General features: G+C 58.7%; 16 protein-coding genes. 4 read left to right on the plus strand and 12 right to left on the minus strand.

Features of this window, described 5'->3' with window-relative positions; genetic code table 11:
- Positions 1–21: 21 nt before the first annotated feature.
- The 7 genes from betT to CFN46_RS03735 all read right to left on the minus strand — a co-directional run bounded on the left by betT (position 22) and on the right by CFN46_RS03735 (position 12,852).
- Positions 22–2,055 carry a choline BCCT transporter BetT gene (gene betT, locus CFN46_RS03700; RefSeq protein WP_024953115.1) on the minus strand — a complete coding sequence of 678 codons (2,034 nt, stop codon included), beginning with the start codon at positions 2,053–2,055 and terminating at the stop codon, positions 22–24.
- 938 nt (positions 2,056–2,993) lie between these two features.
- Positions 2,994–4,103, minus strand: coding sequence for a Spy/CpxP family protein refolding chaperone (locus tag CFN46_RS03710; protein ID WP_088742749.1), 1,110 nt, complete (start codon positions 4,101–4,103; stop codon positions 2,994–2,996).
- Positions 4,104–4,458: 355 nt separating this feature from the next.
- Positions 4,459–5,202: a response regulator gene (locus CFN46_RS03715; protein WP_024953118.1), complete on the minus strand. Its 744-nt coding sequence runs from the start codon at positions 5,200–5,202 to the stop codon at positions 4,459–4,461.
- 52 nt (positions 5,203–5,254) lie between these two features.
- Positions 5,255–6,670, minus strand: a complete 1,416-nt coding sequence (locus tag CFN46_RS03720) for an ATP-binding protein (RefSeq protein ID WP_024953119.1) — start codon at positions 6,668–6,670, stop codon at positions 5,255–5,257.
- Positions 6,667–9,792: an efflux RND transporter permease subunit gene (locus CFN46_RS03725; RefSeq protein WP_088742750.1), complete on the minus strand. Its 3,126-nt coding sequence runs from the start codon at positions 9,790–9,792 to the stop codon at positions 6,667–6,669. Before CFN46_RS03725 ends, CFN46_RS03720 begins: the two co-directional genes overlap by 4 nt.
- On the minus strand, positions 9,789–11,141 hold the full coding sequence (locus tag CFN46_RS03730) for an efflux RND transporter periplasmic adaptor subunit (RefSeq protein ID WP_169734542.1): 1,353 nt from the start codon (positions 11,139–11,141) through the stop codon (positions 9,789–9,791). The genes CFN46_RS03725 and CFN46_RS03730 overlap by 4 nt, the downstream gene beginning before the upstream one ends.
- Positions 11,142–11,493: 352 nt before the next feature.
- Complete coding sequence (locus CFN46_RS03735; protein ID WP_088742751.1) at positions 11,494–12,852, minus strand: GntP family permease; 1,359 nt, start codon at positions 12,850–12,852, stop codon at positions 11,494–11,496.
- Between the two features lie 249 nt (positions 12,853–13,101).
- On the opposite strand from CFN46_RS03735, the gene CFN46_RS03740 reads away from it, so the two are divergent.
- The gene (locus CFN46_RS03740) at positions 13,102–13,698 is read left to right on the plus strand and encodes a gluconokinase (protein WP_339378978.1); all 597 of its coding nucleotides are present in this window, start codon (positions 13,102–13,104) and stop codon (positions 13,696–13,698) included.
- 44 nt (positions 13,699–13,742) lie between these two features.
- Here CFN46_RS03740 and CFN46_RS03745 read toward each other — a convergent pair whose 3' ends face one another.
- From CFN46_RS03745 to CFN46_RS03755, 3 genes are all read right to left on the minus strand, one after another.
- Entirely contained in the window at positions 13,743–14,774 is a 1,032-nt protein-coding gene (locus CFN46_RS03745) for a LacI family DNA-binding transcriptional regulator (RefSeq protein WP_176426406.1), read from the minus strand.
- 106 nt (positions 14,775–14,880) lie between these two features.
- The gene (locus tag CFN46_RS03750; protein WP_024953123.1) at positions 14,881–15,807 is read right to left on the minus strand and encodes a lysine exporter LysO family protein; all 927 of its coding nucleotides are present in this window, start codon (positions 15,805–15,807) and stop codon (positions 14,881–14,883) included.
- Between the two features lie 164 nt (positions 15,808–15,971).
- Complete coding sequence (locus tag CFN46_RS03755) at positions 15,972–16,784, minus strand: hypothetical protein (RefSeq protein ID WP_088742753.1); 813 nt, start codon at positions 16,782–16,784, stop codon at positions 15,972–15,974.
- Positions 16,785–17,061: 277 nt separating this feature from the next.
- On the opposite strand from CFN46_RS03755, the gene CFN46_RS03760 reads away from it, so the two are divergent.
- On the plus strand, positions 17,062–17,622 hold the full coding sequence (locus CFN46_RS03760) for a DJ-1/PfpI family protein (RefSeq protein WP_024953125.1): 561 nt from the start codon (positions 17,062–17,064) through the stop codon (positions 17,620–17,622).
- 111 nt (positions 17,623–17,733) lie between these two features.
- On the opposite strand, the gene CFN46_RS03765 is transcribed toward CFN46_RS03760, so the two are convergent.
- Positions 17,734–18,909, minus strand: a complete 1,176-nt coding sequence (locus CFN46_RS03765; RefSeq protein ID WP_024953126.1) for a PLP-dependent cysteine synthase family protein — start codon at positions 18,907–18,909, stop codon at positions 17,734–17,736.
- 120 nt (positions 18,910–19,029) lie between these two features.
- Between CFN46_RS03765 and CFN46_RS03770 the strand changes: the two genes are divergently transcribed.
- Entirely contained in the window at positions 19,030–19,497 is a 468-nt protein-coding gene (locus CFN46_RS03770; RefSeq protein ID WP_369597139.1) for an Lrp/AsnC family transcriptional regulator, read from the plus strand.
- Positions 19,498–19,566: 69 nt separating this feature from the next.
- Here CFN46_RS03770 and CFN46_RS03775 read toward each other — a convergent pair whose 3' ends face one another.
- The gene (locus CFN46_RS03775; protein ID WP_024953128.1) at positions 19,567–20,529 is read right to left on the minus strand and encodes a glyoxylate/hydroxypyruvate reductase A; all 963 of its coding nucleotides are present in this window, start codon (positions 20,527–20,529) and stop codon (positions 19,567–19,569) included.
- Between the two features lie 268 nt (positions 20,530–20,797).
- Between CFN46_RS03775 and doeA the strand changes: the two genes are divergently transcribed.
- On the plus strand, positions 20,798–22,108 hold the full coding sequence (doeA, locus tag CFN46_RS03780) for an ectoine hydrolase DoeA (protein WP_024953129.1): 1,311 nt from the start codon (positions 20,798–20,800) through the stop codon (positions 22,106–22,108).
- The last annotated feature ends 113 nt before the right edge of the window (positions 22,109–22,221 follow it).

Consider the following 22,221-nt stretch of genomic DNA (forward strand, 5'->3'; position numbering starts at 1 on the left):
TCTCAGGTAGCGCAGTCCTTATCAGGACTGCTTGCCGATCACGCCCGGCATTACAGGTGCTTCATTGACCGTATCGTGACGCACGAAGGCCAGATGCTGCTGGTAGGCAGTAACCACTTCATCCAGTACCTGAGCGCGCGACAGGCCGTTGAGTTCCTGACCGCTACCCCCTTCGGAAAGGTGGACTGCCAGACGCAGGTAGTAGTCGTCATTGGCATCGATGAAGCTCGGTGTCTGCTGACGTATGGAGCGCACCTGATAGACGAAGTTGGAGGCGTCCTCGAACTCGACTTCCAGCATCACACGCGGCAGCGGTTCATCGTCACTTTGCTCTTCCGTGACGGTCGACACCTGGCCACGTCGGGTGAGCTCTTCGGCCAGCTGGTTGAGTGCCGGACGGACAGAGCGCTTGAGTGTCGCTTCAGCGCTGCCGCTCTGGGCGAAGTCCAGCACGTGATCCAGACGTTCATGCCAGTCGACACCTTCATAGACGCAGCTGTTGTCCTGGCGCACGTTTTCCTTGCGGTCTTCGATCATCAGTGCCTTGTACATCCCGATCATCATGAAGATCAACACGATGGAGAAGGGTACGGCGGTGATGACCACGGCACTTTGCAGCGCCCCGAGACCTCCGACCATCAGCAGAGCGAGCGTCAGCAGACCGATGATGGCGGACCAGAAGATACGCAGCCAGATCGGCGCATCGTGGTTCACATCCTTGAGAATGGAGGTGAAGTTAGCCAGTACCAGCGCACCAGAATCAGCTGATGTCACGAAGAATACGATGCCCAGAATCGCCACGACTGCGGTGGTGATGCCTGACAGCGGCAGCTGCTCCAGGAAGGTATAGATGGTGTTCTGCGGTGCATTCAGTGCTTCGGTGGCCAGTGAGGTGACGCCTTGGTTAGCGACCATGTCGATGCTGGCGTTACCGAACACGCTCATCCAGACCATCATGAAGCTCAGCGGAATCAGCAGTGCACCGAAGACGAACTGGCGAATGGTACGACCACGTGAGATGCGTGCGAGGAACAGGCCGACAAACGGTGTCCATGCGATCCACCAGCCCCAGAAGAACAGGGTCCAGGAACTCATCCACTCATCGGTATCCGGCGTGTAGGCGTAGGTGTCGAAGCTCTTGCTGACGAACTGGGTGAAGTAGTCGCCTATGTTCAGTACCAGCGCATTGAGTAGCTGGGAGGTATCGCTGACAGCCAGTACGAAAATCAACAACGCGGTGGCGAGCAGCATGTTGAATTCAGACAGCAGACGGATGCCTTTCTCGACACCGGTAACCACCGAAATGGTTGCCAGTACCATCACGCCCACGATCAGAGCGGCCTGGACGGCGATGTTCTCGGGGATGCCCAGCATGAACTTGAGACCGTAGTTCAGCTGGATGACGCCGATGCCCAGCGAGGTGGCGATGCCGAACACGGTGGAAATGATCGCGAAGATATCGACGGCGTTACCGATCGGGCCATTGATGCGGTTCCCGAGCAGTGGATAGAAAGCCGAGCGAATGGCCAGCGGCAGGCGATGGCGATAGCTGAAGTAGGCCAGTGACATACCGGCAAGCACATAGATGCCCCAGCCGGAGAGACCCCAGTGGAAGAAGGTCTCGACCATCGCATTGCGAATCGCGACCTGGGTCATCGGGTCTCCGGTGACTGGCGCAACGTAATGGGAGAGCGGCTCCGCGATGCAATAGAATAGGATGTCGATACCGATACCGGCGGCAAACAGCATCGCTGCCCAGGACATCAGCGAAAACTCGGGGCGCGAGTCATCCGGCCCCAGGCGTATCCGTCCGAAGCGTGAGCAGGCAATCAATACGCCAAATACCAGATAGGCGACGATGGCCAGCATGTAGAACCAACCGAAGGTGTCGATGGTCCAGACCAGTGCGCTGCCGATCCACTTGTCCGCTTGCTCGGTGAACAACATCGCGAAGGCGAGAAAGCCCAGAATACCGATGATGGAGCCGTAGAAGACGGTAGGGTTGATGCGACTCGAGGACGGAGATGCGTTCTCGGCGGAAGCAGGTTTCTGCATGAGGAACTCCTGTCAGAGGGAAGTTTCACTCGTGCGTAGTGCTTTTTTGATCGTTCTTCCAATGACATCGTTGTCTGGAAAACGCCAAAAAAAGACGGACACGAACGGCACGCACCGTGCTTCGCTCAGGCTGTGGCCGAACGCGAAACGACGGTGGTGGCGACCGATGCGGCATGTCTGCATGACGTATCGGTAAGCGAGAACTGCAAATGATGAGCAATTCGCGGGCAGCGTCGAAACGCTGGAAAGCAGAAGTAGCGCCGCTATCACGTGGCTGTGGGGAAGTAGCCAGGCCCGTTACCTTGAACGCTCCGCAAGTGTTATTGGACGTCTCTATGCTTTTCGTTACGGCTCACTGCGTCTTGCTGCAGAGAGAGGCGCATTGGAAAGCTGTCGAGCTTCAGAATGTGTACGCTTGCCAGATGGAAAACGACATATACAGCATTCTGGGTCCGCTTTCCTGTGACGGTTGCATGCACCTGCCCATCTACCTGTCTACCAGGGGCTCAGCAGTCAGGAAAGCGTGACTCCACTATCACATTGCGTAATGCTCAAGGCCTCGCAGAATTATTTTAATTGATTGTTCAATGAAAATATAACCCCTTGGGTGGAAATGTGTAGGGTTGCATGTTGGTTTTTCTTATATATATGTCGTTTTCAATGCAATTCCTGTCCGAGTAAAAAGCGTGATTACCGCAAGTAAAAATAGTCTATAACCCGCATGACAGCGGCTTTTGGGCAGTGCCTTCAAGTGACGGATGAGGTTTGTGAGATGATCACTGAAAACGACGACGCCCCGAGCACAAAAAATGTGCTCGGGGCGTCGTGGGTTAGGCGAAATAGCGCTCGACTTTTCAGATCATGCCGTCATGTCTGCTGTTGGAACGCGAGTCGCTTACTCGAGATGCACTCGATATCGAGTCGCGTAAGATAGCGACTCAGGCTTCAGGTGCCTGCTCTACTGACTGGGTAGCATGCCCGCCATTTGAATGCTTCTGTCCAGCGTGATGGCGCATGCCGTTATCCATGAAGGCTTCCAGTGCATCCAGCTGCTCGGAAGACAGGACATCGGCCAGTTTGTCACGGCCTTCCTTGCGTAGTTCAAGACCGGCTTTACGCATCTTTTCATGCTGAGCCTTGCGACCTTCGGCCACTTCACCCGCCTGCTTGGCTTCCTGCATGTCAGCGCGTGCCTGCTTCATGCTGTCACGCATGTCGTCGCGCATTTCATCACGAATGTCCTTGAGCGCTTGCTGCTGCTCATCGCTCAGGTTCCAGCTAGCCAGCAGCGCCTTCATACCTTCTTTCTGCTGACGCTCTGCCATCTTCGGCCCGCGCTTGTCGCGCTGGTGCATGAGATCCAGCACCTTGATCTGGTCGTCGTTGAGTACCTTGCTCAAGCGCTCATGCTGAGTATCGCGAAGTGTCTTGAAGGCAGCCTTGCGTGCTTCACGTGAGTCGAAATCAGTGTCCTTGAGCGCCTTCATATCCTCGCGCATGGACGTGAAGGAATCCTTCAGGCTGTCGCGCTGGCTGTCATCCAGGTTCCAGCTGTCAAACAGTGCCCCCATCAGCGCCATACGTTGTCCGTCGTTGTCGACCATATGCTTGCCACCGGCCTTGCCGCCGTCTTTCTTGTGGCCCTGCTGCTTGCCATCGTGCTTACCGCCGCCATGTTTACCGTCGTGCTTGCCGGCATTCCAGTAGGCAGTGAGCACCGTCATCTGATTCTCGTCGAGAATCTTGGCCATTTCAGCGGCACTCTGGTCGCGTTGTGCCTTGATGGCGGCGCGACGATCTTCACGAGAATCAAATGTCTGGTTTTCAATCTGCTTGCGGCTTTCCATGCGCTGCTGCTGGAGCTCATCAAGCTGTTGCTGCTGTTCGTCGCTGAGGTTCCAGCTGGCTAGAATCTTTTCCATGCCTGCTTTACGGCTGGAGGCGTCGTGCTCGGATGTCTTTGCATTGCTGGCGGCCATAGCGGTCATCGGCAGTGCCAGAGCGGTGAGAAGACCTGAAACGATGAGCTTGCGAGAGATGCGGTTCATAGCGTACTCCGTGTGTCGAAAGTCAAAGGCCGAGCATCATTCAGTCATGTCACTGTCGTACGTAAATAGAGAGAAATCGTGCAGTGATGTGACGAACTTCGTAGCGTGATGTCGTGCCAGTACTTTTTACAGAAGCCTTGAGGAGGATCGTGCTGTCCTCTTGGCGGGATGGCCGCTGTGTTGCGGCAGTGACGTCAGTATCTCTACACAACAGGTACGAAATCGGCACTGCAGGTGCAACAAAAACGCAACTGGCGTCTGTGGTCACAGACGCCAGTTGTCATGTTTCTGCAAGGTTGTTGGTCAAATGCTCGTGACCCAACTCTCCAGCGTCAAGGTGTTGGTAACGGTGCGATCACTCCAGCACGTCAGGTTCAAACTTGTAGCCAACGGCATAGATGGAGCGGATGACGTCACGTTCCGGCCAGATGCTGGCAATCTTGCGGCGCAGTTTCTTGATGTGGGAATCCACCGTACGCTCGGAGACGATGCGATGGTCACGGTACATGTGGTCCATCAGTTGGTCGCGGGAGAAGATACGCCCTGGCGACTGCATCATTACCTTGAGTAGCTGGAATTCGACGGCGGTCAAGCCCAGGTCCTGATCATCGGCCAATGCTTGCCAGCCATCTTCATTGAGGCGCAGCTGGCCTTTGTCGGAAGTGTCGGACAGGGTTTGATCGAGTGCCTGGCTGCGACGCAGGACAGCCTTGATGCGGGCGACGACTTCACGCGGGCTGAACGGTTTGCAGATATAGTCATCTGCGCCCAACTCCAATCCCAGCAGGCGGTCAACTTCCTCGACACGTGCCGTCAACATGATAATGGGCAGCAGGCTGTTTTCAGCGCGCAGTTGGCGACACAGCGTCAGGCCATCAGTGCCCGGCAGCATCAGGTCAAGCAGCACCAGCGCAGGTGTCTCTTCACGGACGGCAGCGATGACGGCATTGCCATCATCGATGTGACGCGTGAGATAGCCGCTGCCATTGAGATAGTCGCAGAGCAGACTGGCGATCTTGGGCTCATCTTCGACCACCAGAACCAATGGTTTCTGAGTCTGTGACTGGGCATCGTGGGTGTCGGTGTGAACGTCGCTCATGCTCAGGAATCCTTGAAGATAAAAAATGACGGGGCGTGGGAAGCAGCGGTGATCAGCTGGCCAGTAGCGGCAAGCGAATATCCCAGCGCAGTCCGCCCAGTGATGACTGGCCCGGGATGAGCTGTCCATCATGTGCTGCTACCAACGCACTGGCGATCGATAGTCCCAGTCCTGAACCGCCGCTGGTGCGATTGCGCGAGTTCTCGACGCGGTATAGGCGCTCAGTCAGGTGAGAGAGTTCCGCCGCTGGTACACCGGGGCTTGAATCCTCCCAGCGCACCACCGCCCAGCCCGGATGGCCTTCGCCATCTGCAGTACGCGCGGATTCGCGGTGCAGGCTGACCTTCAGCACCCCTGGGGCATCGGTATAGGCGCGGGTATTACTGGCCAGATTGCTCCACAGTTGATGCAGGCGTTGTAGGTCACCGTTTATCTGCAGCGGCAGGTTGATGTCGGTCTCGAGGTGAATGCCGGCATCATCCAGCCAGCCACTTAAATCGTCGAGACTATCGACGAGCTGGCTGTCGAGCGCTAACGGCTCCCGCCACGCATTAAGAGTGCCAGCATCGCTCTGCGCTAGCAGGCGTAGATCAGAGACCAGTCGATTGAGAGCATCGACTTCTTGAACAAGTGACCCGAGGCTACTTTGACTCATCGGACGGAAGCCATCCTGCATGGCCTCGATCTCGCCCTTGAGTACCGCCAGCGGCGTGCGCAGCTCATGCGAGATATCGCTGACCCAACGCTGCCGTGAGTCGCGATTGGACTCAAGTGTCGCGGCCAAGGCATTGAAGTCGCCTGCCAGGCGCGACAGCTCATCCCGTCCACGCACTGGTATACGCGTGGCGTAATCCCCCGCGGTCAGGCGGCTGGCACCACTCGCCAGGTCTCGTACGCGATGCCCCAGCCACCAGGCGATGCCAGCTGCGGCCAGCAGAGAAGCGAAGGTGGAGGACAGCATGATGATCGCCAGATTACGCGATTGACGATCAAGGTATTCGTCCTTGCTACGCCTCAGTACCACGCCGATCGGAAGATAGCCCAGCTCGCCGACCTTCTGGCCATTGACCTTCAGCGGGACGAAGCGCATGCCGGGCAAGGGCCGAGGTGGGCCATTCAGGTGCTTGCCATTAGCATTCAGCAGCATGTAATCCTGCGGCCGACCGACATCTTCCGCGGCAGGAGGTGGCATGGGCATCGTCGCCTCGGAATGGATGATGCGTCTCCAGGCCTGGCGGTCCTTCACCCACTGCCAGTCACCTGACAAGCGGTAATTGTTGATGAGCTCATTGGAGACGACCTCGACGCGCTCCTTCTGAGTGCGTTTCAGATAATCCACGAAACCCTTGTCCATGCTGTGCGAAACAAACATGTAGATGCTGGTACCGATCACGGCATTGGCGATCAAGAGTGTGACGAAAAGACGTATCGACAGGCGCGAACGCATCGAAGCCAGGCGTTGAATCATGTGGAGTGCTCCTCCTGCCGATCAGTACGTGGCGCCAGTCCCAGCAGGCGCCGCAACATGTTCTGTGCATCTTCAAGCAGCAGGTACAGCGACGGCACCAGTATCAGCAGAATCACTGTCGCGAAGAGAATCCCGAAGCCAATGGAAACCGCCATGGGAATCATGAAGCGCGCCTGACGCGAGGTTTCAAAGATCATCGGCGCCAATCCGAAGAAAGTCGTCAGGGTAGTCAGCAGGATAGGACGCAGCCGTCGCGTCGCGGCCTGTAGGATCGCCTCACGAGGGCTGGCCCCTGCGAGACGTTGTCGGTTGGCATAGTCGATCAATACCAGCGCGTCATTGATGACGATGCCGGACAACGCCAGCATGCCCATCAAGCTGATCACCGACAGGCCATACCCCATCAACTGATGACCAATGACGGCGCCGATCAAGCCAAATGGAATGGCGGACATGACTAGCAATGGCTGCAGATAGCTGCGGAAGGGCAATGCCAGCAGCAGGTAGAGCGCCGCCAGTGTCAGCAGCAGCGAGATCTTGAGTGACCCCAGATTATCGGCAGTCTCTTCCTGGCGACCACCATAGCCGATGCTCAGGCTCGGATACTGGCTTTCCAGCTGCGGATACACTTCCTGCTCCAGACTGGTAATTACCTGACTGACGGCATCCGAGGGGGTGACGTTGGCAGTGACTTCGATCACGCGGCGTCCGTCGATACGCAAGATGCTGGAGGCCGCTCGGCCCTGCTGTATATCAGCGACCAGCCCCAGCGGCACGCTGACGCCATCGCCTGTCTGGATACCGAAGCTCTCGAGCTGAGCCAGGCTGGCACGCTGTGCTTCTGGCAGCAGCACCTTGACTTCCACCTCATTGCGGCCCTGTTGCTGTTTGAGCGCAGTGGCCCCTGAGAGCGGGCCACGCAGCTGCTGAGACAGCGTCGCACCATCCAGTCCCAGTGAGCGACCATAGGCATTGAGCTTGAGATAGATCTCGCGCTTGCCATCATCCAGGCCACTATCGATATCAGAGAGTGAGCTGTAGTCACCCAGCGCCACGCTCAGCGCGTGTGCTGCATCCATCAAGACAGTGTCGTCGGTGGAAGACACGCGAATCGTCAGCCCGGCCCCACGGCCGGGGCCACCGATATCGGACTCGAACAGTAGCGAGTCGGTATTGGCGATGGCGCCGGCTTCCTTGCGCCATGCTGAAATCACCTGCGAGGGCGACCAGTTGCCTTCTACCGTGGTGTCCAGATTGGCAATGATGCTCAGCGAGTTGCCTTCGATCTCGGCACTGGTGGAATAGATGTCGGGACTGTCTTCACGAGCACGTACGCGATCAAGTGCAGAGAGCAGCAAGGTGCGAACTTCGCGGTCCTGATTGATTGGACTGCCGACCGGGAGGTTGGCGGTGACACCGGCACGATTGGACTCTACGCGCGGCATCAGTGAGAAGCCGAGTCGTCCACTGGCCATCCACGCGAGCGCCAAAATCAGGAGTGCCAGTCCGCAGATAGCGGTCAAGCCACGATAGTCGAGACAGCGCTCCAGAAACGGTTGGAAGCGATGGCGAGTGAAGTGCTCCAGGCGCCGCTGTACGCCGTGGCGAACGCGATCGAGCGGTGCCAACCAGCGAATCGGTTTCTCACTGGTGTGCCCCAGATGCGCCGGCAGGATGAAGATGGCCTCGATCCAGCTCAGCGCGAAAATGCTGATGACCACCAGCGGGATGATGCCGAACACCAACCCGAGGAAGCCAGGCAGGAACAGCAGCGGAATGAAGGCCACGATGTTGGAAAGAATCGAAAAGGCCAGCGGTACCGCAATCTCACGCGCTCCCAAGATGGCGGCCTCACGCATGCTCGCGCCACGTTCACGATGCGAGTGAATGTTCTCACCGACGATGATCGCGTCATCCACCACGATGCCCAGCGCGATGATGAAGGCGAACATTGAGATCATGTTGATGGAGACGCCCACCAGTGGCAGGAACAGCATCGCACCAAGGAAGGCGGTCGGAATACCCAGTGTTACCCAGAAGGCCAGGCGCGCTTCCAGGAACAGCCCTAGCAGCACCAGCACCAGTGCCAGTCCCATCCAGGCATTCTTGAGCAGCAGTTCCAGACGATCCTGATAGATCAGCGAGTCATCGTCCTCGACGCTTAAGGTCAGTCCGCGCGGCAGGCTGGTAGTCAGCTCCGGCAACATGGCCATGGTCGCCTCGGAGAGCGAGGTGGGGGTCTGCTTGCCGACCTGATAGATGTCGAGGCCAATGGCGGGTTCACCGTCGTAGAGCACTTCTTTATCGCTATCGGAAAAGCCGTCACTGACGATGGCGATATCGCCCAGTCGAATGACATTACCTTCCTGGCTCGAAATGACGGGCAGCTGCGAAAACTCGACCGCACCGTCGCGACGTGCTTCATAGCGCACCAGGTACTCGCCCTGCTGGGTGTCCAGACTGCCGCCGGCCAGGTTCAGGGCCTGATTGCCGATCAGGCTGGCAACCTCCTGATGCGACAGGCCGTAGCGACGTAACGCGCCTTCATCAAGCGCGACATGAACTTCACGATCACGGATGCCCGTCAGTTCTACCTTGGTGATATCACTGCTGTCGAGCAGGCTCAGACGCAGGCGCTCTGCTACATTGCGCAGTGTCTGATCATCAGTCTGGCCATGCAGCTTCAGCTCCATCACGCTACGTGAGCGGCCAGCGAGTGAGTAGACCGGCGGATCAGATTCATCCGGCAGGGTAGTGATGCTGTCGATGGCCTGCTGAATGTCCTGATAGGCGCGCATGGTCTCGATGCCGTCCTGAAGCTCAATGGACAGCGAACCCAGGCCCTCCTGGGCCGTGGCGGTGATCTCATCGATACCTTCCACGTCCTGAACTGCGGACTCCATGGCCTGCAGCAGGCTTTCGGAAACCTCATCCGGCGTCGCGCCGGAATAGCTGACACTGACGTTGATGATCTCGAGTTCGAAGGAGGGGAAAACCTCTTTCTTGATCTGACTCGACATCAGAAGACCACCGAGGATCAGGCATAGCATCAACAGGTTGGCGGCGACACCGTGGTCGTGCATCCAGCTGATCGGGCCCTTGAGGCGAGACGGTACCGTCATGACTCGCTTCCTGTGGTCGAGGTGGTGGCTGACTGGCCACCCACCGGATTCTCGGCTCGCTTGCTGGTTTGTTGATCAGCGTCCGGTGTGGGCTCGGGGTCTTTCTTCTCATCACCACGGGCACGCAGCGCCATACCTGCCTCGACACTACTCAGCGCACTGGTGATGACGCGCTCGCCGTCTGTAAGGCCGTCGGCGACCAACAGGCTGTCATTGCCGAGATGGCGCAGTTGAATACTGCGCTTCTCGAGATGGTCGTCAGGTGTCAGCACCCAGACTTCACGATTGCTGCGCAGCGCGCTGATCGGCAGTTCGATCAATGACGCTGTGCGTGTCGGGCTTAGACTGGCTTCGACAACATCGCCAATACGCAGTGCTGGGGTGCTGGTACGTGCCTCATCAGAAACTCTCAGGGCCAGCGGGTCATCTACGGCCACCATCACCTGGGTCAGCAGACCATTGTCTTCCAATGACGGCAGTACGCTCCAGACCTCGCCGAGTCGATGCTGTCCCTCGGGCCATGCCTTGCTGGAGATCAGTACTGGCGTGCCCTGACCATCACGCGCGTGAGTCGAGAGCCATTCCATGTCGTCCTGCGGCAAGTTGAGGCGCACCCAGAAACGGTCTGAGGCGACCAGCGTCAACAAGTCAGTGAAGGCGTTGAGATCACTGCCTTCACCTACCAGCCGCTCACTGATCAAGCCATCGAAAGGCGCGCGAATATCGGTGCGCTCCAGATTGGCTTTCGTTTGATCACGATTGGCGCGAGCACTTTCCACGGCTGCCACGGCTGCCTTGAGCTGTGGCTCGCGCAGTACCAGCGCTTTTTGCGCCGCAGGGAGTGAGCGGCCGAAGGTCTTGTACTCGGATGCAGCGCGGATCTGTTCACCGCGTTCGGACGCCAGACTTGCCTCTGCGGTGGTGAGATCTGCCTCTGCCTGTCGCAGTGCCAGCTGGTAATCCAGCTTGTCGAGGCTGGCCAGCAACTGCCCCTTTTTCACTTCTCGTCCCGCTTCTACACCGTCTGCGAAGGGGGCAAGGCGACCGCTGACTCGGGTCGAGACCGTGGTTTCGCGGTCTGCAATGACCCGACCATAGCCTTCAAGCAGCGGGGCGCTCGACTGATGGTTCACCGTCACTACCTCAACCGTCGGGACAGGTGCCTCGACGGCTGCGCGCTTTGGCGCGCTGGGGCTATGCGTCATCCACCAGCCAGCGAGCGCCACGGCCAGTGCGAGAATGATCACGGCTAGCAGGCGCAGCCACATGAGACGCCGCGATGTGGGGGGTGTCTTTTCGGCAGAGACGGGCGGTGAAGAAGGCGTAGACGGTTCAGGGCTAGTGTCCATGCGGACTCCGGACAGAAAAGGGCCAGGACCCATATGCGCACTTATCGAGCGCACAGAGGCAGGCGATCATGCGAAAGGAAACAGGCGGAATAATGAAGGGTGCCATGATGCCATTATCTTGTCGTTTTAATCAGGGAAATAGCGTGCAACATATGAAAGCATGCCTTTCATGAAGGCAGAAAAGAGGAAGCAAAGGAAGGGAGGAAGCGAGGGATTGTCGTTGATTGAAACCAAAAGACTGCCACGCAAGGTGACAGTCTTTTGGGAAGAGTTCAGGCGGACTTTAGTTGAGCCCAGGCGATCTTTGGATACCCGATGGGAGTGCCTGAAGACTGCTGAAGGTGCTAGAAATTTATACGAATAGCCCGATCAGTAGTGCCATCGAGACGCCGATCACCCCGATCAGGGTTTCCATCACTGTCCAGCTCTTCAATGTTTCCTTTTCAGTCAGTCCGAAGTAACGACTGACCAGCCAGAAGCCGGAGTCATTGACGTGGCTAAGGACTGTCGCGCCGCTGGCGATCGCGATCACCACCAGGCCCAATACAGGGCCGGACAGACCCAGCGTACTGATCACCGGTGCCATCAAGCCTGCAGCAGTAATCATTGCCACGGTCGCAGAGCCCTGGATCACACGGACGGCAGTGGCGATCAGGAAGGCCAACAGGATAGGTGGCAGGTTGCTGTCGGCCATCAGGTTGCCGAGTACATCACCGACGCCAGAGTCGATCAGCATCTGCTTGAAGACACCACCGGCACCGGTGACGAGGATGATGATGCCGGCCGGCTCGAGCGCCTTGGTGGCGACTTCCATTACCTGTTCACGTGTCATGCCGCGACGGGTGCCGAGCAGAGTAAAGGCCATCAAGGTCGCCAGGCTCAGTGCCACGAAGGGATGGCCGAGAAAGCCCAGCCAGCCGACCAGTGGGCTGTCTTCACCGAAGATGGCGCCCGACACGGTATTGAGTACGATCAATGCCAGCGGTAGCAGCACGATGGAGAGAATCAGTCCGAAGCCAGGCGCGCGGGTCTCGATGTCTTCATCGCTCATCGCGCTGCCGGTGTTCTCCATGTATTCGGGGATCTTGGCATCGATACGCGCCGCGATGAAGCGGCCGAAGATCGGGCCGGCCACGATCATTGCGGGCAGGCCGCACAGGGCGCCGAACAGGATGACGTAGCCGAGATCAGCGCCGATCAGCTTGGCGACCGCGATCGGCCCCGGTGTCGGCGGGATGAAAGAGTGAGTGACGGCCAGGCCAGCCAACAGCGGGATACCGTAATAGAGCAACGAGCGCCCACTGCGACGCGCCAGTGCATAGACCAGTGGCACAAGAATGATGAAAGCGACATCGAGGAAGACGGGGATTGCGACCAGAAAGCCGGTCAGCGCCAGCGCCCACTGCGAGCGCGAAGTGCCGAAGCGGCCCAGCAGGGTGTTGGCCATGCGGTCGACGCCGCCTGAGACTTCCAGCATCTTGCCGAACATGGCGCCAAGGCCGACCACGGTGGCAACAAAGCCGAGAGTATTGCCCATGCCGTTGGTCACGGAATCAATGATGGCTTCCGGCTGCATGCCGGTAGCAAGGCCGACGCCAAGACTGACGACCAGCAGTGCCACAAAGGCGTGCAGGCGCAAGCGCATGACGAGATACAGCAGCAGTAGAATGCCGCCGAGGGCGGCCAGGACGAGGGTGCTATCTGGGGACATGATGGCGAACTCTTGCGGCTGGCAATGACCCGGGAAGTGGTCACTGCCCAAAGGCGTATTGTGGAAGGCGTGTTTCATCGTGCAGGATGAAAGTTACCGGTAACATAAGCGCCTGCGCAATGATCCGAAAGGTGCATGTCGCTGTAAGCAAACGGCATGGATGATTCTCGATCTGCGTTATTCTCACGTATGACCCATGGTATTGCCCTCATCGAAGGGCATGGAACCCTCTCAGGGAGAGCTCGTTACATGCAGCCGCAAGTAGACCCATCATCATCCCTCTCATCGATGTCTGAGCGTGATCGTTTGCCCGCAGAGGGTGTGCGATTGATCGTGATGGGCGTCTCCGGCTGTGGGAAGTCGCATATCGGCCAGCAGCTGGCGGCACAACTGGAGGCGGAATTCATCGATGGCGATGATTATCACGGCGAGGAAAATGTGGCCAAGATGGCGCGAGGTATCCCATTGGATGACGATGATCGTCATGGCTGGCTGGCGCGGCTGGCCGAACTGATCGAGGATGCCCGATGCGAGAAGCGCAGCCTGGTACTGGCTTGCTCATCGCTCAAGCGTCGCTATCGCGACCAGTTGCGTGGTGGGGATGATGCGCTGGGCTTTGTGTTTCTTGATGGCTCGCGGGAGCTGTTGCTTGAACGCCTGGAAGCGCGTCAGGACCACTTCTTCCGTGGTGCCTCGATGCTGGATAGCCAGTTGGCGACCCTCGAGGCACCGAATGGTGAGGAGGAGCGTCTCTATCAGGTGGATATCAGTGCTAGCCCAGATGAACTGGTCGTGCAGCTCGACGCGCGTATCCGGGCTCAGTCTCACACGGTGGTGGATGCGTAAGCTGCACTTCGTACGTTGCACTTTGCGCTATATGCAACGGGAGGCTAGAGGCTTCCGCCGGTCTGCAGGCTGAATCCCAAGTCTTCCCAGTGTCCGCTGGGCGTGGCGTCAGCATCGCCCTCAAGGCGCGCCAGCATGAGCGCGGCAGCGCGGGCACCGATGTCTCGCCGCGGTGTCACCACGCTTGCCAGCGGTGGGCAGGTGCTACGCGTCATTTCCAGTCCATTGAAGCCCGCCAGCGCAATATCTGCAGGTACGGCGATATGACGGCGCTGGCATTCGAACAGAGCACCGGCCGCCAGGTCATCGTTGCAGCAGAAGATGGCGTCCAGTTCTGGCCAGCGTTGGAGCATCTCGGCCAGTAGCTCGCTGCCTAGCTGGACGCTCGACGGCGCTGTCGTCGTCATCAGGTAATCCTGAGTGAGACCGGCTGCCTCAAGCGCTGATTGCCAGCCGCCAAGGCGTTGCTCAACGCGCTGGTCCATACGTGCTGCCATCAAGCCAATACGCTGATGTCCACGCGTGATCATGGCCTCTGTCATGGCGCGGCCGGCGGCGTGCTGGTCCAGTCCTACTGCCATGTCGAGCGGTGCCTCACGCTTTTCCATACATTCCACTACTGCACAGCCTGAGCGGGCAATCATTTCAATGGCGCGCTTGCTATGACGGCTGCCGCAGAGCACCAGCCCATCCACGCCGAACGATAGCCAGGTCTCGATCAGGCGCTCCTCCTCTTCCATTGAATAGCCGGTGTGGCCAATCAGTAGCTGATAGCCTCGGGCAGCTAACGGAGCTTCCAGGCCGCGATGCAGCTCCGAGAACACCGCATTCGATAGCGAAGGGATCAGTAGCGCGATCAGCTGCGAGCGGCCGCTGGCGAGGCTGCCTGCCTGTCGATTGGGCATGTAACCCAATTCATGGGCGCACTCGCGCACCCGCTCGCGCATGACGTCGGAGACCTTCTCGGGCTGATTGAGTGCGCGCGACACCGTAACCTTGGTCACGCCCAGACGGGCGGCAATGTCGGCGAGTGTCACGCGTTTGAGGCGTGGTGATTTACTGGGCAGAGGCGGCATGGTCGCTCGTGCGGCTGGGAAAGATGGCATGAGTGTTACCGGTAATGATGCTCATGAGCAAGCCGACGACTCATCGCAAGCCGCCGGCACTTTCACTGCGCGCCGGTTAGGTGCCGCTTAAGGAAAGCAGGAATATGATCATGGGGGGGGAGGCCAGCGAGAGCAGGAAGCCCGAAACCACGGCGACCGGCACGCACGCCACGCCACCGGTTTGCTGGATCACCGGCAGGGTGAAGTCCATGGAGGTCGCGCCGCCGAAACCAATGGCCAGCGGCGTGAAGCGGTGAATGGTCAGTGGAATCAGTAAGAAGGCCAGCAGCTCGCGGCCAAGGTCATTGAAGAAGGCTGCACCGCCCAGAATCGGGCCGAGCTGGTCGCCGACGAGAATCCCTGACAGCGAATACCAACCAAAGCCGGCAGACATGGCCATGCCCTGATTCCAGTCGAGTTCAAGCAGTGGCGCCGCCAGTACGCCCCCCAGCAGCGAGCTGGCCATCACCGTCAGCGCGATGAACAGGCCATGACGATTGAGTAGAATCTGACGCAGGCTCATGCCCGAGCTTCTCAGCTGACAACCGATCAGCGCCAGCAGCACGTAAAGCGCCCACTCGGCGAGAGTGTCGGTGTCGAGTTGTATGTCCATCATGTTCAGCAGCACACCACCGCCTACCCCAAGCGCCACGACCGCAGCGAGTGTCAGTGAGCCGGACAGTGCCTGCCAGCGCGTCATCGGTGCGCCTTCGACCACACGAGAAGGGTCTGCGCGTAGTGAGCTGTATTTTGACAGCCACCACAGCGCTAGCAGATTCAGCGGCGTGATGATGGCAAACAGAATTAGCGCCTGACGGCTCATGGCGGCCATACCAGCACCGAGATGCTCCAGCGCTGCCAGCCCCATGCCCATCAGGAACAAGATGACGTAGATCGAGGCGTTGACGGTGTGATTGATCATCGCCAACCGGGCAGGCTGCTCGACATGAACCAGATAGCCGAGAATCAGTGGCAGCAAAATAAAGACAAGACCCGAAAGCATGACCCTTCCTTGGTAAGACTGGCCCGGTGGGCCGCAAGACATCGATAAGCGGTATTGGCCGCAGGAGGGCCTACTGTAGCGATTGCCGGAGATAGAGGGTATCCCCGGCGCCATGTTAGGGAGACAGTTCTGGTGATGACGGATTAGCGATACTTATGGCGGTGCTAGCGACGTGAGCTACTCAGTTGATTGAGCACCAGGTGAGCGGATACCTCCGGCTCCTCATCGGCAGGGCTGTCTTCGTAGTCAAGGTAATCCAGCGCCACCATCAGCCCCGGCCAGCGAGGAGCCAGCCATATCCGATAGTGTTTTTGATCACGATGTTCACGCCAGGCATCGAGTCGCAAGGTGCGGAAGGTCTGATCGGCGGCCTGCAGCGATTCTTCGGCTTGAACTTCGTAGACCAGAGTGCGCGTGCGGCCCTTGTGGTCCAGGTAGTCGATGGAGCAGGGCACGGCTTGCGTGCACTGGCCTTGCGCCCACTGCGCATCCGCCTGCTGGCCCAGGGCAACAAGCAGGGTCTGGCGATCTGGTGGCACCATTTCCTGCGCGTTCGGTGCTTCACGCGTGTAGTCCTTGCCGATGCCGGCCAGGCGATAGCCTGAGCGATAACCTGCCGGCACAATCGTGTCATCGTTGAGCGTGAAGCGGCCCTGTTCGTAACCGCTGGCGACCTTGATGGAGGCCTCCATGCTGGCAATGAACAGTTCACCACTCTGGCTGACACGCTGGGTGATCGGCACATCAGGCCAGCCATCCAGCGCCAGAGTGTATTGCGCGGTAAAGGGGACGGGAGGCATGAGTGACGACGCGAGAGTGCTGTCGTCGGCGTGGACAACGCCCGTCATCAACATCAGTGCGGCTAGCCAAGCTCTGCCAAGGCCTTTGACGCTGAGGTTTGTAAGACCTGGAAGTTTGAAACTGACGGCGCGGCGCAGTCGAGGCTGACAAGGCAAGACAGGAGGGTTCGCAAGCATGGTAACTCCTGTGACCGGTGGTCAAATCCGTGACCGGCAGGATGAATGGGGTGTCGTGATAGAAAGGGGTGATGATTTGGAAGCATAAAGCCCTGCAAGGTTCCCTTGAGACTGCCTATTTGCGCCAAGACGGTATTTCAGCGCTTGCTCATGCGAAATGGGTAGGTAACCTGTAGAAGCCCTGTTCGTGACCTGCACTTGTTTCCCAGGAGCCGCGCACCTTCTTCAAGCGCCGCGTAGTGCTCTACTCCCTCATTTGATTAATCAGGAGATCATCATGGCCAGCATTGTCATTATTGCCGGAGATTTTGTAGAGGATTATGAACTGATGGTGCCTTTTCAGGCACTGCAGGCGATGGGGCACCGTGTAGATGTGGTGTGCCCGGACAAGCGCGAAGGCGATATCGTCAAGACGGCGATTCACGACTTTGAGGGCGATCAGACCTATACCGAAAAACCGGGTCACAACTTCGCGCTCAATGCCAGCTTCGTTGACATCGATGCCGCAAGCTATGATGCGCTATTGATTCCTGGTGGACGTGCGCCAGAGTACCTGCGGCTGGATGAACGTGTACTGACGTTGGTGCGTCATTTCGTCGACGCTGACAAGCCGATAGCGGCGGTCTGTCATGGGCCACAGCTATTGGCAGCGGCGATGTCGCTGGCTGGCCATCGTGTCAGCGCCTATCCGGCTTGCGCGCCAGAAGTCACGCTGGCTGGCGGCGAGTTTGTCTCGCTCGAGGTCACCGACGCAATCACTTCTGGCAAGCTGGTCACGGCACCTGCCTGGCCGGCGCATCCTGAATGGCTGCGTCAATTCAATGCCCTGCTGGTCTGATGCATTGCATGCCACTCGCGTAGTGGCTGCATGATGTAGTAGCGGCATGATATAGCGGTCATTGCACAACACCCTGCCTATCGGCGGGGTGTTGTCGTTTCAAGGCAAGGTTCAGGAGCGAGCAGTCAACGACTTCAGCCACTGACGATGCGGCGCGAGGCGTACTTGATGTTGTTCATGCCATGCCTGATTACCGAAAGTAGAGGCGTAACGACTGGCCGAGTCGCAGGCCAGTATCAACCAGCTACCGCGAAGAGACTCACCGCGCATGCGACGCGCTTCCAGTGTCTGTAGCAATCCGGCGAACGCGGTGCCGGTGGAGGGCCCGGCCGCCAACTCCTCCTGTTCGGTACGTTCTGCATGCTCCGCTAGCCACAGTGCTGCCGCCTGACTGCGGCTGTCTTCGATAGAGAGATAGTCATCGAAGTCCTCTGGGCGGAAAGCTTCCAGTACGCAGGGCCGCCCGATGCCCTCAATGGGATTGCTGGCACACGGCGGTGTCAGCGCGGTATGACGCACGCCATGAGTCTGAAAGTGCTGCCAGCAAGCGGTATAGACGGAGTGTTCCGGATCGACACCGATTACCTTGGCGCGCTCCCCCTTGAGGCGTAGATGACGCGCGAAGGTGGCAGCACTGCCGCCGGTGCCAGCGCCCAGAAATACTGCCTCCAGCGGTGGTAATCCGTGTGATGCAAGTTGGCTCAAGCATTCTCCGGGTAGGCTTGTGGTGCTGCGCCAGTCGCTGGCGGTGGCGGCATGACGGAATTGATCAATGAAGTGGCCACCGCTGACATCGGCCAGTCGCTGAGCGTGCTGACATAGCAGTGCGGCGTCATCGACTTTCACGACCTTCCCACCTTCGGCACGAATCGCTGCCAGCTTGTCGGGAGCGGTAGTTGTGGGTATCACAGCGATGAACTCAAGCCCCAGCTGGCGCGCCAACCAGGCCTCAGATACCGCTGTGGAACCTGACGAAGCCTCTATGACTGGCCGTCCCGGTTTCAGCCAGCCCTCGACCAATGCTTGCTCGAACAGAGACATGGCCAGCCGATGCTTGAGTGAGCCACTGGCATGGGCGCGCTCGTCCTTGATCAATACGTGAGCCTCGGCGAAGCCCGGCAAAGCGAGCACTCTCAGCGGTGTCCGCGGCGTGGCTGCCTTGAGGGCGGCCAATGTCATCAGGCTGCACTGTTGCCAGACGCGTAGTGATGTCTGTGCAGCGTAATCGGCTGATTGAGCGTGCGATGACGGCGTGACACTAGGGGAGGGGGCATCAATTGACGTCATCTGAGCGCTTTCCGTTGCTGGGGAGAGTCTCAATGGTACGGCGAGTGCCAAAGCAAAACTTGCCAGTTGGGATGCTTAAGGCCATGTTTCAAAGCAAGAGATTATTGCAAGGAGCGGAATGTGGAGAAAATTATGCTCGACGCTACCGATCGTGCCCTGCTGAGATTGCTACAGCGTGATGCCAGTCTGTCCTTGGCGGCGCTGGCGGAGGCGGTGCACCTGACGACTTCGCCGTGCTGGAAGCGTCTCAAGCGGCTGGAGGAGTGTGGCGTGATTACCGCGCGGGTAGCGTTGCTCGATGCTGAACGCGTCGGGCTAGGATTGACGGCTTTCGTACAGCTCAAGACTTGCGACCATTCTCGCGATTGGTTCGAGCGCTTTGTGGCCATCATCGAGAGCTTTGAAGAGGTCACCGAGTTCTATCGCATGGCAGGCGATTACGACTACCTGCTCAAGGTGCAGGTCGCAGACATGAATGCCTACGACCATGTTTACAAGCGGTTGGTGAATTCCATCGAAGGCCTGAGCGATGTGTCGGCGCGTTTCGCGATGGAACGCATCAAGTCGACGACGGCGCTCCCGATATGATTGTCGCGTTGATGGGGTCGCGTTCGCACTGACGGGGTTATGTCACTCGAGTCATGCCGTCCGGATCGCTCAGTAGCCATTCTCGCGGCTGATACCAGTGAGCGTCTCGCCACGTTGCACTCGCCGAATGTTCTCCGCCAGCTGATCAGCAGCTTCGGAAATTGGTGTAGGCGCTGCCGAATGTGGCGTGATGATGACGCGCGGATGGCTCCAAAGTGGGCTTTGTGGCGCTAGCGGCTCATGTTGGAAAACATCGAGTAACGCGCCACGTAGCTGGTTGGCCTCAAGCGCTGCCACCAGATCCGTCTCCACCACGCTGCTGCCACGTCCCGGATTGATCAACACGGCATCATCAGGTAGCGCCGCGAACACCGCTGCATTCAATACATCGCGTGTCGCTGGGGTGTTGGGTAGCAGGTTGATCACCGCCTTGAGGCCGAGCGTGCTGTCGCCAAGCACGTCATGCAACGTACGGCCATCTTCGCCTTGCTCATGATGACAGGTGATGCCCTCAAGCTGACGGGCGCTGCGGCTGAAACCATGCACCGGATAACCGTCTTCCGCCAGGCTTTGAGCGATCTGTGCACCGATCGCGCCCAACCCCAATATCGCGACGGGATACTGGCTGGGGCGTACTACGCGATGTGGCGCCCAGTCGTGACTGTCTTGTTGCACGGCATAACGATCGAAGTCGCGGCGGAAGTGCAATAAGCCGTAACGTACGTAATCAATCATGTAATCAGCCATGCCGGCATCACTCAGCTTCAGGATCGGGACATCCTTGGGCAGCGCCGGATTGCTGAGCAGGCCATCGACACCAGCGCCCAGATTGAGGATGGCTTTCACGTCGTGATCGCGGTGGCGCTCAAACAGAGTTGCGGGTGGCGTCCATACCACCAGTATGTCGCCCAGCTGTTCGCCGTCATCGGCTACGATCTCGATGCTTTCCTTGTCCAGAGCTGTGCCGCCCAGACGTTGACGCAGCGCATCGCACCAGCGCTCGGCGCGCTCATGATGAACCAGTATTCGCATGTTGTTCTCCCGTGTAGGTGACTGGACTTTGGGGCGTCGTTGATGTCCAAAAGCGACCGTGAGCAGGCGCAGGCCTTGCAAGGGCTTCGGCGAAAGGTGACAGTGCCAGAGCAGTCTTTGACCCGCTGACAGCAGAGTGACAGACTCGAATCAAGAGGGGAATTCGTATGTACGCATATACGCTGCCTGTGCTGATTGTCTGCGCAGTGCGTATTGCTCCGCCCCGACGTGCTGCTTGCCTCTAGGCCTGATTGAACAGGAGCGCTGCATGAGCCAATTCCCGTCCCATTCGCACGTTATCCAGCCTCCTTTCGCCGGACTCAATACTCTGCCGGCCAACGAGGCACAGGGTGATCCTGACGGTTGGACGCCACGTGCGCTGTCAGCCGGACGCCAGGCTTTCACCATTGGTGAGTACCGTTCTCGCATTCAGCGGGTACGCGAGGCCATGGCGCGTGCTGGGCTCGATGTGATGGTAATTTCTGATCCCTCCAACATGGCGTGGCTGACTGGCTATGACGGTTGGTCCTTCTATGTTCACCAATGTGTGCTGCTGGGGCTCAGCGGTGAGCCGGTGTGGTACGGACGTCGTCAGGATGGCAATGGCGCACTACGCACTTGCTGGATGGCGGAAGACAACATTCAGTGGTATCCGGATTACTACGTGCAGAATCCGGACATGCACCCGATGGAGTTTCTGGCCCAGTCCATTCTGCCCCAGCGTGGCTGGCACGATGGTGTGATCGGCGTTGAGCTCGACAACTACTACTACTCGGCGCGAGCGCACTTGGCCCTGGTCAAGGAGTTACCGCACGCACGGTTGGTGGATGCCAATTCACTGGTCAATTGGTGTCGCGCGATCAAGTCCGAGCAGGAAATCGCCTACATGCGCGTGGCCGGACGCATCGTCGAGCGCATGCACTCACGCATCCTTGAGCTGATCGAGCCGGGTCTGCCCAAGAGTGCGCTGGTGGCGGAGATCTATCGCGTCGGCGTCGAAGGGGTGATCGGGCCGCAGGGCGAAATTCTCGGCGGTGATTATCCTGCCATCGTGCCGCTGCTGCCCACTGGCAGTGACGCGGCAGCACCGCATCTGACCTGGGACGACACTCCCTTTCGTGAGGGAGAAGGCACCTTCTTCGAGATTGCCGGCTGCTATAAACGCTATCACGCCCCCCTGTCGCGCACGGTATTCCTCGGCCGCCCGCCACGCGATTTCGTGCGTGGTGAGTCTGCGTTGCTGGAAGGCATCGAGAGCGGCCTGGCCATCGCCAAACCTGGCAATCGATGCTGTGATATCGCATTGGCACTGGGTGCTGCGATGGACAAGTACGGTTTCGACCGTGGTGGCGCGCGCTGTGGTTATCCCATCGGCTTGAGTTATCCCCCCGACTGGGGTGAGCGCACCATGAGTCTGCGCCCGAGTGACGAGACAGTGCTGGAGCCAGGCATGACTTTCCACTTCATGCCAGGCATGTGGATGGATGACTGGGGGCTTGAGATCACCGAGTCGATCCTGATTACTGAAAATGGTGCCGAGCCGCTGTGTGACGTGCCGCGCCAGCTGTTCGTCAAGTAAGTAGTGCCGAGGCGTTCTTTGATTAAAATAGTGCCGTCCGTTCATCAAGTGGCACTTGCGGCTTGTGAAGTCACTCGTGAAGTAACGTTTGCAGCGCGAGCAGCCCGTCCGGC

This window comes from Cobetia sp. QF-1, from assembly GCF_002213105.1.
Taxonomy (GTDB): domain Bacteria; phylum Pseudomonadota; class Gammaproteobacteria; order Pseudomonadales; family Halomonadaceae; genus Cobetia; species Cobetia crustatorum.

What these genes read in the sequence shown, in the direction of transcription:
- betT (WP_024953115.1), bottom strand. Translation starts at nt 2,055, where the DNA reads ATGCAGAAACCTGCTTCCGCCGAGAACGCATCTCCGTCCTCGAGTCGC.
- CFN46_RS03710 (WP_088742749.1), bottom strand. Translation starts at nt 4,103, where the DNA reads ATGAACCGCATCTCTCGCAAGCTCATCGTTTCAGGTCTTCTCACCGCT.
- CFN46_RS03715 (WP_024953118.1), bottom strand. Translation starts at nt 5,202, where the DNA reads ATGAGCGACGTTCACACCGACACCCACGATGCCCAGTCACAGACTCAG.
- CFN46_RS03720 (WP_024953119.1), bottom strand. Translation starts at nt 6,670, where the DNA reads ATGATTCAACGCCTGGCTTCGATGCGTTCGCGCCTGTCGATACGTCTT.
- CFN46_RS03725 (WP_088742750.1), bottom strand. Translation starts at nt 9,792, where the DNA reads ATGACGGTACCGTCTCGCCTCAAGGGCCCGATCAGCTGGATGCACGAC.
- CFN46_RS03730 (WP_169734542.1), bottom strand. Translation starts at nt 11,141, where the DNA reads ATGGACACTAGCCCTGAACCGTCTACGCCTTCTTCACCGCCCGTCTCT.
- CFN46_RS03735 (WP_088742751.1), bottom strand. Translation starts at nt 12,852, where the DNA reads ATGTCCCCAGATAGCACCCTCGTCCTGGCCGCCCTCGGCGGCATTCTA.
- CFN46_RS03740 (WP_339378978.1), top strand. Translation starts at nt 13,102, where the DNA reads ATGCAGCCGCAAGTAGACCCATCATCATCCCTCTCATCGATGTCTGAG.
- CFN46_RS03745 (WP_176426406.1), bottom strand. Translation starts at nt 14,774, where the DNA reads ATGCCGCCTCTGCCCAGTAAATCACCACGCCTCAAACGCGTGACACTC.
- CFN46_RS03750 (WP_024953123.1), bottom strand. Translation starts at nt 15,807, where the DNA reads ATGCTTTCGGGTCTTGTCTTTATTTTGCTGCCACTGATTCTCGGCTAT.
- CFN46_RS03755 (WP_088742753.1), bottom strand. Translation starts at nt 16,784, where the DNA reads ATGCTTGCGAACCCTCCTGTCTTGCCTTGTCAGCCTCGACTGCGCCGC.
- CFN46_RS03760 (WP_024953125.1), top strand. Translation starts at nt 17,062, where the DNA reads ATGGCCAGCATTGTCATTATTGCCGGAGATTTTGTAGAGGATTATGAA.
- CFN46_RS03765 (WP_024953126.1), bottom strand. Translation starts at nt 18,909, where the DNA reads ATGACGTCAATTGATGCCCCCTCCCCTAGTGTCACGCCGTCATCGCAC.
- CFN46_RS03775 (WP_024953128.1), bottom strand. Translation starts at nt 20,529, where the DNA reads ATGCGAATACTGGTTCATCATGAGCGCGCCGAGCGCTGGTGCGATGCG.
- doeA (WP_024953129.1), top strand. Translation starts at nt 20,798, where the DNA reads ATGAGCCAATTCCCGTCCCATTCGCACGTTATCCAGCCTCCTTTCGCC.